This is a genomic window from Bradyrhizobium ottawaense, assembly GCF_900099825.1.
Lineage (GTDB): Bacteria > Pseudomonadota > Alphaproteobacteria > Rhizobiales > Xanthobacteraceae > Bradyrhizobium > Bradyrhizobium ottawaense_A.
Genome location: NZ_LT629693.1, coordinates 5,027,405 through 5,042,684 on the forward strand (window position 1 = coordinate 5,027,405; position 15,280 = coordinate 5,042,684).

Sequence of the window (15,280 nt, forward strand, 5' to 3'; positions counted from 1 at the left end):
CGACAGGAGAGACGCAATGTCTAAGCTGGATCTTGCCATTCGTGGCGGCACCGTCGTCACGGCTTCCGATACATTTCGCGCGGATGTCGGCGTCCAGGCGGGACGCATCGTCGCGGTCGCCGCTGAGGTCGAGGGGGCGACGCGCGAGATCGACGCCTCGGGGCTGCTGGTGCTTCCGGGCGGCATCGACAGCCACGTGCATATCGCCCAGCCCTCAGGCCCCGATGTCGTGATGGCGGATGATTTCGCTTCGGCTACTGCCGCCGCCGCCGCCGGCGGCAATACCTGCATCATGCCGTTCGCCCTGCAACAGCGCGGCACGAGCTTGCGCCGGTGCGTCGAGGATTACGTGCGTCAGGCCGAAGGCGAATGCCACATCGATGTCTCCGTTCACTTGATCATCTCCGATCCTACGCCTGAGGTTCTCGGACAGGAGCTGCCGGCGCTGCTGAAGGCCGGCTACACATCGTTCAAGGTGTTTATGACCTACGACGATCTGGTGCTGAACGATCGGCAGTTGCTCGAAGTGTTCGAGGTGGCGCGCCGTGAGCGCGCACTCGTGATGGTGCATGCGGAAGGCTATGATGCCATCAAGTACATGACCGACCGACTCGAGCGCGCGGGACAGACCTCTCCGTTTTTTCACGCGACCTCCCGCCCGGAACTGGTTGAGCGTGAAGCAGCCCATCGCGCGATCAGTCACGCCGAACTGATCGATGTGCCGATCATGATTGTTCACGTTTCGGGTCGTGAAGCCATGGAGCAGATTCGTTGGGCGCAGCAGCGCGGCCTGAAAGTTTATGCCGAGACCTGCCCGCAATATCTGACACTGACTGCGGACGATCTCCAGGGCCTGAACATGGAAGGCACGAAATACGTGTGTTCGCCGCCGCCTCGCGATGCGGCAAGCCAGGCGGCGATCTGGGAAGGCCTGCAGCAGGGCGTGTTCCAGACCTTCTCCTCTGATCACTGCCCGTTCCGATACGAAAGTAGCGAAGGCAAGCTCACGCCCAAAAGCAAGACGTCGTTTCGCTGGGTTCCGAACGGCATCCCGGGGATCGAAACGCGGCTGCCGATCCTGTTTTCGGAAGGAGTTTCGGCGGGCAGAATTTCGCTGAACAGGTTTGTCGAACTAACTTCTACTAATCACGCCAAGATATACGGTCTCTACCCCCGAAAGGGGTCGATCGGCGTCGGCTTCGACGCCGATATCACGTTGTGGGATCCGCACCGTCGCGAGACGATCCGACAGGAGAACCTGCATCATGGTGCCGACTACACTCCGTGGGAGGGCTTCGAGGTTACCGGATGGCCGGTGATGACGATCGCCCGAGGCGAGGTTGTCGCACGTGATGGCGTGATCGTCGGCAAGAAGGGAGCGGGGCGGATTTTGGAGCGGGATATTTCTGCTTACGCCGCAACCGGCGAAATGCCCTGAGGCTTCAAGCACGTCAATGCACGGCCAGACGGACAGATAACGGACCTCCATGATTTCAATGGTACCGCCCAGACCACGAATCGGGGGGGCAGGAGTTCAAATCTCTTCGGGCGCGCCACCTAAGTAATTCAAAAATTGATTTTTTCGACGCCTTCCTGGAATGGGCCCAGACTAATAATCCGGTTTAGTCGGGTTTTAGTCTGAGGGAAGTTTTTCATCCATCGTTGGACGACCCGACGTCCAGGGGGCGGAAATAGCGGTTCGATGTTTCCGGCGTCCCGCTCATGACCTTTCAGGTCAAAGGTTCAAACCCTGTCCCCGCTTTGAACCTACCCGCGACCGAACTCGAATGTTCTACGCATCTGACCAAACCAAATCTCGCGGCCAGTGACAGCGAACGTGCTCTTCCAGGCAAGATTCCGGGCCGAAAACTCGATTAGAAGTCGGCGAGCGGCTCGTACGACAAACTGCCGCGATCCCGGCGATTCTGCGCCAGCGTTGGATTATTTTTGGTGAGTTTGTGGTGAGTTTTGCTTTCACCCACGCCAGGACGCTTAGGCTAAGTAATTGATTTTATGGCGCACCCGACACGATTCGAACGTGTGACCTTTGCCTTCGGAGCAAGATAACGTGTCCAACCGAAAAGTGCGATAGGGCACGCTACACTACGCTATCCAGTTGAAGCAACTAGATATTCTCAAATACACAAGCGACGTTCCTATCCGAAAACACGCTCCGATTTTCTCCCGCCTGCTTACGCCCTGCTTACGCGAGAGAGATCGGGCTCGGAAAGAAGGAACGCCATGGTCAAGATTACGAAGAGGGTTGTCGAGGCGGCGGATTCCCGAGAGAAAGATTACCTGATCTGGGACGATGAACTACCGGGCTTTGGAGTCCGGGTCTTCAGTTCCGGCAAGCGCAGCTACGTCATCCAGTATCGCACACGGCCGGTCTCGTCGGTACACCATTGGACTTCACGGAGCCTGGACACCAGAGACTGCGCGCCGCGAGGCAAGGGTGCAATTGGGGCGGGTTGCCGGGGGTGATGATCCCGTCGAAGAACGCAAACTCGATCGTAGGGCCATCACTGTGAACGAGCTATGCACACGCTATTTTGCCGATCTTCAAGCCGGACTCATCTTAGGGAAAGGTGGGCGACCGAAGAAGGCCTCGACGATCGTCACAGACACCGGCCGGATCGAGCGGCACATCATTCCGCTTTTGGGCACGAGGCGGGTCAAGGATCTTACCAAGGCCGACATCAACAAGGTCCTTAAGGACATCATGGCCGGGAAGACGCGAGTTTCGGTCAAGACCAAGAAGCTGCGCGGAAAGGCTATCGTCCGAGGCGGCGCTGGAACGGCCACGCGTACCGTTGGTCTCCTCGGCGGCATTCTTACCTACGCCGTCGAGGCAGGGATCATCGAGAGCAATCCGGCACATGGCATCCGCAAGCCAAGGACAACGTGCGAAAACGCCGACTGTCGGAGGCGGAGTATCGAATTTTGGGTGGGATGCTCCGCCAGGCCGCCAAACAGGAGAAATACGCCACGACCGTAGACATTATTCGCCAACTTGCGCTGACAGGTTCCCGACGAAGCGAGATGATCGGCTTGAAATGGACGGAGGCGGACACCGAGGCGAGTTGCTTGCGGTTGGAAGATAGTAAGGAGGGTGAATCCATCCGTCCCATTGGGCTACCTGTCGTCGAGTATCTCGAACGACGGCGCACCGACAAGGTCGGCACATACGTTTTCCCGGGGCAGGGTGAGGACAACGCATTCGGCAGTTTTCCGAACCAATGGAAGCATCTCTTCGAGGACTCTCCGCTATGCGACGTTACTCCTCACGCCCTCCGTCACAGCTTCGCGAGCATTGCCAACGATCTTGGTTTTACCGAGGTGACCATCGCGGCTCTGGTCGGCCATGCCAAGGGCTCGGTCACGAGCAAATACATCCATACGCTTGACACCGCGCTCATCATGGCTGCGGACACGATCTCGGGTTACATTCAAGGGCTCCTTGACGGAATCGAGTTCAAACAAACCGCCTACGCACTGGATCGCGATTCACGAAAAGCAGCCTTGGCCCGATTCTTAAGGCGCGCTTCGGGTAGTGAACAGGAGGCATCCGAGGAGGAGCGCCGATTAGCCGCATAATCTTGAGCCGCAATGCACGGCTAGGGAGCGACCGCTCACGCACGCGGACGTTGTCGCGAATTCTCAGGCTGCGCGGTTAGAAAATGACTGCGCCGTGTAAAGCGTTGCTCATGGGGAGCACTTTAACAAGATAACCTAACACCCTCGGCGACACGAGCGGTTGGGCGCGTCTCTACTAATCGTATCATCTGCGATGCAGTGCATTCCGAATGCACTTCATCAAATCCTCCCTACGCACCGGCTTGCTGAGCACGCAGACCGCTCCCGAATTGAACGCTCGAGTGCGTGTCTGGCCATCCGCGAATGCCGAGATGATAATCGTCGGAATCAGCAGTCCCGACGCGGCCAGCCGGTCCTGCAACTGAAGACCTGACATGCCGCCTAACCTCACGTCTGCAATCAGACACGACGTTGCTTCGAGCTGGCCGCAGTTGAGAAATTCCTCCGCTGACGAAAACCCGTTGACCCCGAAGCCGGACGCATCAAGTAAATCCTCCAATGCCTCCAGGATCGCAAGGTCATCGTCCACACATGCGATTAGCGCTTCTTGCTGCACGGTGCCTCCATTCAACTGCCATTCCACCGAACTGATCTGAATATTATGCCGCTGGCCCGGCATTCATTTTTGGAGGCCTGTAGCCGTTGGAATCGTAAAGCTGAATATGCTGCCATTCGGACGGCGCTGTTCCACCCACAACCGACCGCCATGTACTTCCACAATGGAACGGCAGATCGCCAGGCCCATTCCCATGCCTTCGGGCTTTGTCGTGAAGAACGCGTCGTAGATCTGGCTCGATTTATCGGGGTCCACTCCCGTCCCTGAGTCCTCAACACGTATCGTCAGACTACCTGGTTCTACCTCCTGCGTTTCAATGCGCAGCAGTCGCTTGCGATCCATGATCTCGGCCATCGCGTCAATGGCGTTTGCAATCAAGTTCAATAGTACCTGCTGCAACTGTCCGCGATCGCCAATAACCGTCGCAGTACCCGCGAGGTTCAGGTCTAAAGCGATACTCAGTTGACGGATCCTGGTCCGGGTCAGATCCACAACGTCGCGAATGGCTTGGTTCGCGTCGAATCGATCGATGCCGGGAGAGGCTCTCTTGAGCAACGCGCGAACGCTCCTGATCACCTCACTCGCGCGATGCCCATCTCTAACGACGCGTTCTGCCGCGCTGCGCGCCTTTTCAATCTCTGGCTGGTCCTTCTTCAATCTGAGCAAGCACGTCTCTGCACTAGTCACGATCGCCATCAATGGCTGACTTAGTTCATGTGCGATCGAGGCAGCAAATTGCCCCATGGTCGTGCGTTGAGCGACCTGGGCAAGATCGGCGTGGGCTTTCCTCAACGCTTCTTCAGCTTGTTGCTGCTCAGTGATATCCTTGCAAATTGACGCAATGCCCTTCTTTTCGCCAGTCTGCTTATCAATGATGTAGAAAAGATTCTGCAGTACCGGAATTGGCGCATTCGTCTTGAAATGCCGCAAGTTTCGCTCTCCGGTCCATCGGCCGTCTCGCACGAGAGCCGGATGGATCTCTTCAATGTATCTTTGGTCTTCCTGGGCTGGCCGCAAATCGCTAATCTGCACTTCGGATATGTCCGCATCTAGCTCGATCCCGACCAGGCGCCTTCCGCCGGCATTGATGTAGCTATCGCGACCTTTTGTCGGCAAATAACCTATAAAGTCGCTGCTGTTTTCGATGAGAGAAACGTGCATTTGCATTTCGTCGAGAGACGCCTGAAGCCGAGCTTCTGTGTTCTTGAGATCGGAATACAAACGGGCATTCTCAAGCGAGATCGCTGCCTGCGAAGCCAACACTCTCAGTACAGTAATGCGCTCCGGCGCAAATACGTGCGTTGCCAGACGGTTTTCGAGGTAAAGAGCACCAACCAAATGCGATTGCTTTATCAAAGGAAGGCACGTCAACGAACGAACGCAATTTCGGCGAATGTAGTCGTCCTCGACGAAATGACCATTCGCCGACGCGTCATCCAATAAGATGCTTTCTTGCGTGCGAACGACATATCGGAGGATTGGCTCGCAGAGCTCGGTGGACGACACACGCTCGCTTCGAAAGGCAACTTGGACGGCGCCTCTCACAATTTCCGCCTCGGCTTCAATCCGTACGTCGCCATCAACCGAAAGTATCAGCAGGCCTCGGTCAGCCCCGGCGTGTTCGACGGCGATAACCATTATACGCTCGATCAATCGATCCAGAACGATTTCCTCCGAGACCGCCTGTGACGTCTCGATCACCGCCGCAAGGTCGACATGCTCCAAACTCGGCGCAGGTCGAAAGTCGCCGGCCGGACGTCCCTCGGTTAGATCGGGATGAAGCGCATCGAGCTGCTGAACTTTGTGAGACGCGCCCCACCGGTCGTAGCAAAGGCGCGCAAGCCAGAGGTAACCTTTGGCTGCCTTACCAGCTCCGCGGGTTTGATAGAATTTTGCTGCAAGCTCAGACGCTATGCCCTCATTCTGGACAAAGCCGTTCTCTCTGGCCGATTTGATCGCCTCCTCATAGAGCCGCATCGCATCGGACTCGCGCCCGTCAAGATTTGCAAGTTCGGCAGCAATCAGCGCTTCACGGTGCGCATGATTCGCCGAGCAACCGTCAGCCCACTTGGCGATTTGCCGTCGATGCGCCTCGATAGCCTCGATAGTGAGCTGACGCTGCTCCGCAGGGACAGACTCGCAAGTGGCTACCAATATCAACGCGCTATAGAAATGATAGTCGACGATCTCGAGAAAGTGTCTCGTCGACCAAATGACGTTGTGTGCTCTCGCGATCACCGCGACCGCCGCGGAGATATCGCCTGCGAAGAAGTGTTCCTGCAGCTTGTATATATAGTATCTGGCCGCAGCGACGGTCAGACGCGAGCCCCCTTCGTTGAGACGCCGCTCGAAACCGCGCTCGTCTCCATCGATCTCGAGGAATAGATTGCGATCGAGCCGCTGTCCACGAAGCGTGCGAATGAAAATCAGTTGGGCGACCAGCGAGTCGGCGGCGAGCCCGAATTTTGCGCCGCGCATGAACAAAAGTGCTTGGTCGACCTCCTGTTCAATGTCCGCCAGCGGCTCTCCCGACGCCATTATGTTGGCGACCAAACTCCTGAGACTATACGCAACGTATGTGAGGTCGCCGGTAGCAGTTGCCGCATCAACCGCGCGCTTCAACATCGCGCGACTGCAGGAATAGTGCATTGCCGAAGGAAGAACGAATGTCCCGAAAAACGTGTAAACCTTCGCCTTGAATCGATCCAGACCGCGCTTGTCCACGAGATCGCAACCGAGTTGACCAAAGCGCAGAGCTGCGCGATGCTCGCCATGACCAAGGCCCAATACGATGTTGAGCAGCGCGTAGGCGCAAGCCGAAGCATCGCAGTTACCGTGCTGCAAGCTGAGATTCGTCATCCGCAGCACCGCGAGGTCAAACAGGTTATTGTCTGTGAAGGTGGCAGGGGCCAGAAATTCCGCCAGGACGTCCACGGTAGCGAGAAGTTCTGGATCCTTCATCAATGGCAGATCGATTAGGCCCTCTATTCGCCGTTCGGCGAGTAACTGCCACATCCTCGCCAGTTCGCGGTCTACTTCGTCGTCGGTCGGATGGGGCAACCACTCGATGCCGACGTGGCGCAAAAAGTCGAGGCCACCGGCGACCGCACGATCTGTCCGATCAAGCGTCGTATAGAGCGTCATGCGAAGGCGGGTAACTGCCCCTCGGTCAGCAACAGTCTCCGCGCGATCGTAAAGTGTGGACAGTCTGTTACCCGCCGCCTCAAGGTCCCCGGTCAAATACTCGCACTCAGCTCGGTCCAACTCGATCTCAAAATTCAGGCGATAGCAATGATCCCAGGTTTCCACGGAGAGCAACGACGCGCTACCGGCCACGAAATATCTCAACGCTGCCCTGTAGGCGGTTGAAGCCTTGGAACGTCTGCCGGCCGTCAAATTTAACCGGGCCACTTGCTGACGTTCTGATGGCGTTTCAATCAAGTTTACAGCACGATTGAATTGATTGACGATGTCGAAAACTTGCGTGTTTATCTCTTCCGCGGTCAGACTCGTCACAAGTGTTCGGCCGATTTGAAGGTGGATGGGCGCGCGCTCGGCTTCAGGGATCAACGAGTAGGCCGCTTCCTGAATTCGGTCATGAGTAAAGGAGTACGTGTCGTGATTGGAGGATACCAAGTCGAGGCGCACAGCCTCCCATAACGCTGTGTCGAGCGCCTCGCGAGTATCCCCGTATACGGCCGTCAAGGTAGCAACGCGCGCGCTGTTGCCCATGCATGCGAGCTGTTTTAGTGCTTGCTGCACGTTACCTGGCAGCCGGCCCAGCTTCGCAACCATGAGATCCACCACGTTCTCGGTGAAGCTCTTCGTTACGATTTCCTCAACGTTCCAGGCCCAACTGGCCCTGCCAGCGGCGAACGCGAGCAAACCTTCCTGCTCGAGCGACGAGAGAAACTGGATGGCAAAGAACGGATTGCCGCCGGTTTTGGAATGGACGAGCTGCGCAAGCGAGCGCGCATGATCTGGCTGGCAACGCAGCGAGTCGGCCACGAGCCTGGTAACATCCCCCAGAACCAGGTTTTACCGGCACCGGCTCGCTGACCAAGACCGGCGCCGCCACGCTGACGCTGTCGGGCGCGAACACCTACACCGGCGCTACCACCGTCGATGGCGGCACGCTGGTGGTGAGCGGCTCGATCGCGTCGTCCAGCATCACCAACAACGGCGGCCTGTTTTTCGCAAGCACCAGCACGGCCGGCAGCGCCAGCATCACCAACAACGGCGGCCTGTTTTTCGCAAACACCAGCACGGCCGGCAGCGCCAGCATCACCAACAACAACGGCCTGGAGTTCCTCAACAGCAGCACGGCCGGCAGCGCCACCATCACCAACAACGACTTCCTGGCCTTCAACAACGCCAGCACGGCCGGCAGCGCCACCATCACCAACGGCACCAACAGCCTGGCCTTCAACGACAGCAGCACGGCCGGCAACGCCACCATCACCAACAACGGCGGCGGCTTGACTTTCAACGACGCCAGCACGGCCGGCAGCGCCACGATCACCACCAACAGCGGCGGCAGCACCCTTATTGAGCAACGCGCCAGCGGAGGAACCGCGCGGTTCATCTTGAACGGCACCGGCCTTCTCGACATTTCAGTTGTCAGGACCGGCGGCACCACGGCCGGCTCGATCGAGGGCGACGGCAGCGTTTCTCTGGGCTCGAACAACCTGGCGGTCGGCGGCAACAACCTCTCGACGACGTTTTCCGGCGTCATCCAGGACGGCGGCGGCGGCACCGGCGGCTCGCTGACCAAGACCGGCAGCGGCACGCTGACGCTGTCGGGCGCGAACACTTACACCGGCGGCACGACCATCAATGCCGGCACGCTGGCGATCTCGGCCGACAACAACCTCGGCGCCAATACCGGCGGCCTGACGTTCAACGGCGGTGCGCTGCAGTTCGGCGCGGGCTTCGATCTGGCCAACACCCGCGCCATCACACTGAACGCGGGCGGCGGCACGTTCGACACCAACAGGTTCAACACGATGGTCTCCCAGGCGATCGGCGGCACCGGCGCGCTCGTCAAGGCCGGCAGCGGCATGCTGACACTGTCGGGCGTCAATACCTATACCGGCGGCACCACCGTCGAGGCCGGCACATTGCGGGCGGGCGCCACCGGGGCATTCGCGGGCAATACCGCCTATGCGGTGAATGGCGGCACGCTCGATCTCAACGGTTTCAATCTCACCATGTCGTCGCTGTCAGGCACGGGCGGCACCGTCGCCTTGGGAGCGGCAGCGCTCGCGATCAATCAGGCGACCGACACGAACTATGCCGGCGCTGTTACCGGCACCGGCTCGCTCGTCAAGACCGGCAGCGGCACGCTGACGCTGTCGGGCGTCAACACCTATACCGGCGCCACCACCGTCGATGGCGGCAGGCTGGCGGTGAACGGCTCGATCGCGTCGTCCAGCCTGCTGACGGTCAATGCCGGCGGTACGCTCGGCGGCAATGGCATCGTCGGCAACACGGTGATCAATGGCGGCGCGCTGGCGCCGGGCAATTCGATCGGCCTGTTGACCGTGCAGGGCAGCCTGACGTTCACGGCGGCCTCGAGCTACATGGTCGAGGTGTCGCCATCGATTGCCGACCGCACCAACGTCACGGGCATAGCCACGCTGGGCGGCGCCACCGTGAACGCCTCATTCGCCGCGGGCACATATGTCGCCAAGCAATACACCATCGTCCATGCGACGGGCGGCGTGACTGGCACGTTCGGTTCGCAGGTGAACACCAACCTGCCGGCCGGCTTCAAATCGAGCCTGAGCTACGACGGCAACGACGCCTACCTCAATCTGGTGCTGAACTTCGTTCCGCCGCCGGGTACCGGATTGAGCGGCAATCAAAATGCCGTCGGCAACGCCATCGTCAACTTCTTCAACCGCAATGGCGGCATCCCGCTGGTCTACAGCGCGCTCACGCCCACCGGGCTGACCCAGGCCTCCGGCGAGACCGCGACCGGATCGCAGCAGACCACGTTCAACGCCATGAACCAGTTCATGGGCGTGATGACCGATCCGTTCCTCGCCGGCCGCGGCGATCCCGTCGGTGCGGGCGGAGCACCGAATGCCTATGCCGGGGAAAGCCTCGCTTACGCATCGAAGGGGGAGGGTCGTTCGCGGAGCGAGCGCGATGCCTACGCGATGTTCACCAAGGCGCCGCTGGCGCAAACTTACGATCCGCGCTGGAGCGTGTGGGCGGCGGGCTTCGGCGGTTCGCAGACCACCGATGGCAATGCGGCGCTCGGATCGAACGCCACCACGAGCCGCCTGTTCGGCACCGCGGTCGGCGCCGACTACCGCTTCTCGCCATTTACGCTGGCGGGCTTTGCGCTGGCGGGCGGCGGCACCAATTTCAGCGTGACGGGTGGCGGCAGCGGCCGATCCGACCTGTTCCAGGCCGGCGCCTTCGTGCACCACACGGTCGGCGCGGCCTATCTCTCGGGCGCGCTGGCCTATGGCTGGCAGGACGTCACGACGGATCGCACGGTGACGATCGCCGGGGTCGATCGGCTGCGCGCGGCGTTCAATGCGAACGCGTATTCGGGACGTGTCGAAGGCGGCTACCGCTACGTCACGCCATGGGCCGGCGGCGTCGGCCTCACGCCCTATGCCGCCGGACAATTCACCACCTTCGACCTGCCCGCCTATGCCGAACAGGCGATCTCCGGCGCCAACACCTTCGCGCTGGCCTATGGCTCGAAGAGCGTCACCGACACCCGCAGCGAACTCGGCCTGCGCGCCGACAAATCCTATGCCGTGCAGAACGCCATCCTCACCTTGCGCGGCCGCGCCGCCTGGGCGCACGACTTCAACCCGGACCGCACCATCGGCACCACCTTCCAGGCGCTGCCCGGCGCGAGCTTCGTCGTCAACGGCGCGCGGCAGGCGAGCGACTCCGCGCTCACCACGGCCTCCGCCGAGATGAAATGGATCAACGGCTGGTCGGCGGCGGCAACCTTCGAAGGCGAGTTTTCCAATGTCACCCGCTCTTACGCGGGCAAAGGCGCGGTGCGATATGCGTGGTAGCGGGTGCTCGAATTGCATCGCCGACCTGTGCATGAATATCCCATGGGGCGCCTAACGATATTATATTGCAATTTCAAAAACATATGAGTTCGCAGTTTTATTCAAATAGGCATGAAAATCAGTTGCTTGCAGGGATGACGGGTCGTTGACGGAGGCTTGACGGCCCAACGTGCACGGTTCCGGCCATGCAACATTTAGAGCCGGAAATTGTAGGCTATCAGAGGCTGGAGTTCCGGCCATCCGGCCTGTTTGAACCGGCATTTGCCAAAGCGTCCGAAAACGCCTCGCCGCCCGGAGCGTCGATGGCGCCGTCCCGGATCGAACTCATGGTCGATACCCTCGGATTTCTCGAATGCGGGTGGGCCATTCTCGACCGCCATCTGAAAGTCCTGCATTTAAATGCAAGCATCCGGGAGTTTCTTGGCAAGGGGCTAACCCTCGTTGATCGACAATTGTCGTCAATGCGCCGCGCCGATCAGGCGAAATTGACGAATTACTTACGTCGCGTCATCGCCGGAAACATTTGCACAACCGAGTCCGATCATGACTTCGTGCATTTGCCGCGGCGAGACCAGTTGCCGCTGATTGTCCGGGCACATTGCGTATCTCGATCATCCCCGGAGGAGAATCCGGATGCACTCGGAATCGTGCTCGTGACCGATCCCGAGCACAGTCCCTTCCCAAGACAATCCCTGATTCAGCTAACGCTCGGGCTGAGCAATAGCGAGGCGCGGATCGCCTTGGCCCTGATAAACGGTGCTTCACTTGTGCAAGCAGCACAACACGTCGGTATTACGCACGAAACGGCACGCACGCATTTGAAGCATGTCTTCGCGAAAACCAACACCAATCGGCAGAGCGAGCTTGTCGTGCTTCTCAGCCGTATTTTCAGGCTCAGCTAAGCCATCACGCGCGCCGACGTCGAATTCACCCAATCGGGGGAGGCCGATTCCGCGCATTATTCTACAGTCGATATTCGTGAACAAGCCGCGATCGAGGATATTGACTTGCATCCGCCTCCATGCATTCCGAAAAACGGCGACAGCGATCGGTTCAGAGAGCCCGCCACGTTCGCGGCTTCGTCCATCGCGATTGCCGAGACCGACCAGGAACTGCTGCAAATAGGTCGCTTGCGCTACGAGCTGTTTATCGAACGCGACGGAAAGTCGTATCGCGGCGCCGACAAGGACCGGCGTCTGTTCCTGGAGCCGGTTGACAAATGCAGTCTCAATTTCTTCGGAACGATCGGAAATGATTGCGTCGTCGCGGTGCGGTCGACAAAAGTGCCGGACGCGAAATGCGACGAACAACTTTGCCGCATTGTCGAGCAGTCTTCGCTGCCAGCCGAGCAAACCTCAACGACCGTGATTAGTTCGCGCTTCGTTGTTTGCGAGCGAATACGAGCGCGCCTGCTTATTCCCGAGCTGTTTCGCCATGTATACCGCACTGCGCTCTCATCAGGGGTGACGCACAGCATATTGGCGGCGCGTCCATCCCTCATCCCCATTTTCGAGAGATTCGGCTTCCTGGCGGCGTCCACGGCCTTCTTGGACGAGATCGCGGGCCCGATGGTGATCATGAAACTGGACCTGCTTGATCGCGACCACATGGTCAAGTCGGGCTCCCCGCTTCTCCCGGACCATGACGACTTTGTTAGCCGCCGTTCAACCCATGGGAATTCATCATGACGAAACCTGTCGCTGCCACGACCCACAATTATTCCGCTGAAGCTCACCATGCTTTCGACGAACTCGATCGAAGGGTCGATGGCGTTTTCGAGCAGTTGAAGGCGTGGCGCGGCTGGCAACTGTTCGTTCATCCGGACACACATCACGATCAAATGCTTGCAATGATCCGCGAGATCTTGAAGGCCGTCACCTGGTATCAGCCGCATACGACGGAAGCCGGCTTTCACATGATTGGGCGACTTGCCAAAAGTGAGGTCAAGCTGGTTCAGGCTCTCTGCTCCCACAAGGCGGAAGAGGCGGAACATGGCCTTTGGGCTCTCGAAGATCATGGGATCCTCGCAGACAAGGCCGCCAAAGCGAAGAAGGAGCCTTCATCACCCGCGGCATTCGCCGTTGCCTCTGTATGGTGGCGCATGGCTCAGGTCGAGGATGCGTTTGGCTACCTCGGCGCGGAGTATCTATTCGAAAAGCTGACCGCGCTGGTCACGCAGGCAGCCCTCCCCGTGATCGAGGAACGCGACCTTCCCAGAGGCGGCTTGCGCTTCGTTATCGAGCACGCCACCGAAGACGCCAAACATGCCAAATTCCTGAAGCACCTCATTCTCGACGTTGTGACGCGCTATCCAGAGAGCGTCGTGGCGATGAACCGATGCTTCGATTATTTCAATGCGGTCTATCCGCTTCCGGTCTGGGACGAAGCCTACGAGAGGGCGATGCGCGCCTGAACGCATCCGCTCAAGCCAGTTCAGCTGTCAAAGCGCGGGTCATTTGCCTTGCAATCAGTTATCGGAAGCCATGCTAACGCGCCGGATTTGGAGGTGTTACCGCCTCCGAATCCGGCGCTGTCGCGCGTGAAATAAGCTTGTCGGCGCGCTGCTTGATATTGGCGGGCAGTTTCTCGCCGTTGCTTACCCTGTTTTTGATGATCGTCGAAAGCCTGCTGCCATCGGCGGCGTGCCCCTGACCGAATTCGGCTTCTGCGAGTCCAACCTGAAATCGGATGTTGTCCGGCTGCATTTCGTAGGCTTTGCGCAGCGACCCCAACGCTTCATAGTTGCGTCCTTGCCGTTGAAGATCCTCGCCATAGTCCGATTGAAGCATCGCGCTGCTCGGCACCATGGCGACCCCCGTCAGCAGCGCTTCGCTGGCTTCCTTGCTTCGGCCCGCGTCGCGGAGGGAAATTGCCAGCCGACGATAGCCGACGATACTTCGATTGTTCTTGCGAAGCGCCATCTTGTGGGCTTCGATCGCTTCATCTTTGCGGCCGATCGCGTTCAAAACGATGCCGAGGCTGTTGTAGCTGTTGTCGGAGTCAGGCGCCCGATCGACCCCTCGTTTCGCGCTTTCAAGGGCTTCTTCCGGCCGCTTTTGGGCGAGCAGAACGAACGCCTTGGCATAGTCGACCGCAACAAAATCGGGATCCATGGCCCGCGCGCTATCGGAGGCCGCCATCGCCTGGTCAATCTGGCCGCGGCCTAGGTAAATGTATGCCCTCAGGTTCAGCGCGTATTTCTCTGCGTCGGGGTGACCGCCGGCAAGGGCCACCGCCGTCAGCCGCATCGCGCTCTCCTCGTCGCCATACTCGCGAAAATATATGCCTGCTGCAATCTCGGGATCGATATGCTCCAGCAAGTTGAGCGCAGCCTTCTTGAACAGGTCTTCGGCGCCCTGCGCGGTCTCGACATCAATCAGGCTTTCGCGGCCGGGGGTTTGACGCAATCGGAGCCTCGTCAATTCCTTCCCATCCTCCTTTCGCGTGGTTATCTCGCCGGAAATCTGGATGATCGTCTTTCCCAACACCCGCTGAATCAGCGATTGAAACGATTTGAGATCGAGGTTTCCCGCCGGAGTTTCGATTGACGATAAAGCGTCGATCAATTGCGTATCGCCGAGAACGGTTTTTGGCTTTGCGGCGTTCGATTTTCGATTCAGCGCCGCGATTTCGTCGAGTAGCCGTTGCGTCGCAGTATCCGACGTATAGCCCGCCGCTTCGAAGGATTGCGGAACGCGGAGGGCGGTCATTACAATGCCGTTCTCAACCATGGCCTTCGAGATGACGATCACCGTCAATATGGTTGGCACGATCGTGACAAGGGCGACGGCCAAACCCTTGGCAAACAATGCAAGTTCCGCGGCGGTTCGATTGCGGATCTGAACCTTCAGATATTCTTTGGTTCGAGTATGAAGCCGGCGCTTCGCGTTGGGAGCCGGCGATGCGTCTTCGGCGGGGAAAAATTCGTGGTTGAGAGGGGGATCCGATGGCATGGCCTGGTCCAGGTTCGATGGAAAAGCACGCAAGGCCCACTACGAGCCAGTTGTAGTGGGCCTTCTGATTTGACACGCGCAGGAATGCATTCCGCGCGCGACGTGTCGGCACATTGAACGGCGAA

General features: G+C 59.1%; 8 protein-coding genes and 1 pseudogene. 6 read left to right on the forward strand and 3 right to left on the reverse strand.

Translation table 11 applies throughout. The features are described 5' to 3' along the window. Positions 1 to 16: 16 nt before the first annotated feature. Positions 17 to 1,438 carry a dihydropyrimidinase gene (gene hydA / locus BLR13_RS23515; protein WP_074819110.1) on the forward strand — a complete coding sequence of 474 codons (1,422 nt, stop codon included), beginning with the start codon at positions 17 to 19 and terminating at the stop codon, positions 1,436 to 1,438. An 803-nt stretch (positions 1,439 to 2,241) separates the two neighbouring features. Next, positions 2,242 to 3,597: pseudogene (locus BLR13_RS23520) on the forward strand (tyrosine-type recombinase/integrase). 184 nt (positions 3,598 to 3,781) lie between these two features. Here BLR13_RS23520 and BLR13_RS23525 read toward each other — a convergent pair. Both BLR13_RS23525 and BLR13_RS23530 read right to left on the reverse strand, forming a co-directional pair. After that, entirely contained in the window at positions 3,782 to 4,153 is a 372-nt protein-coding gene (locus BLR13_RS23525; RefSeq protein WP_074831188.1) for a response regulator transcription factor, read from the reverse strand. Between the two features lie 63 nt (positions 4,154 to 4,216). Then, positions 4,217 to 8,161, reverse strand: coding sequence for a trifunctional serine/threonine-protein kinase/ATP-binding protein/sensor histidine kinase (locus BLR13_RS23530; RefSeq protein ID WP_074819109.1), 3,945 nt, complete (start codon positions 8,159 to 8,161; stop codon positions 4,217 to 4,219). A gap of 47 nt (positions 8,162 to 8,208) precedes the next feature. On the opposite strand from BLR13_RS23530, the gene BLR13_RS23535 reads away from it, so the two are divergent. From BLR13_RS23535 to BLR13_RS23550, 4 genes are all read left to right on the forward strand, one after another. After that, entirely contained in the window at positions 8,209 to 11,202 is a 2,994-nt protein-coding gene (locus BLR13_RS23535) for an autotransporter outer membrane beta-barrel domain-containing protein (RefSeq protein WP_433994285.1), read from the forward strand. A 185-nt stretch (positions 11,203 to 11,387) separates the two neighbouring features. After that, on the forward strand, positions 11,388 to 12,104 hold the full coding sequence (locus BLR13_RS23540) for a helix-turn-helix transcriptional regulator (RefSeq protein WP_143039689.1): 717 nt from the start codon (positions 11,388 to 11,390) through the stop codon (positions 12,102 to 12,104). A 105-nt stretch (positions 12,105 to 12,209) separates the two neighbouring features. Next, positions 12,210 to 12,890, forward strand: a complete 681-nt coding sequence (locus BLR13_RS23545; protein ID WP_074819099.1) for a hypothetical protein — start codon at positions 12,210 to 12,212, stop codon at positions 12,888 to 12,890. Then, a complete protein-coding gene (locus tag BLR13_RS23550; protein WP_074819095.1) occupies positions 12,887 to 13,615 on the forward strand; it encodes an iron-containing redox enzyme family protein in 729 nt (242 codons plus the stop codon). Before BLR13_RS23545 ends, BLR13_RS23550 begins: the two co-directional genes overlap by 4 nt. A 73-nt stretch (positions 13,616 to 13,688) precedes the next feature. On the opposite strand, the gene BLR13_RS23555 is transcribed toward BLR13_RS23550, so the two are convergent. Next, the gene (locus BLR13_RS23555) at positions 13,689 to 15,188 is read right to left on the reverse strand and encodes a tetratricopeptide repeat protein (RefSeq protein WP_074819091.1); all 1,500 of its coding nucleotides are present in this window, start codon (positions 15,186 to 15,188) and stop codon (positions 13,689 to 13,691) included. Positions 15,189 to 15,280: the final 92 nt, after the last annotated feature.

What these genes read in the sequence shown, in the direction of transcription:
- BLR13_RS23540 (WP_143039689.1), top strand. Translation starts at nt 11,388, where the DNA reads ATGCAACATTTAGAGCCGGAAATTGTAGGCTATCAGAGGCTGGAGTTC.
- hydA (WP_074819110.1), top strand. Translation starts at nt 17, where the DNA reads ATGTCTAAGCTGGATCTTGCCATTCGTGGCGGCACCGTCGTCACGGCT.
- BLR13_RS23550 (WP_074819095.1), top strand. Translation starts at nt 12,887, where the DNA reads ATGACGAAACCTGTCGCTGCCACGACCCACAATTATTCCGCTGAAGCT.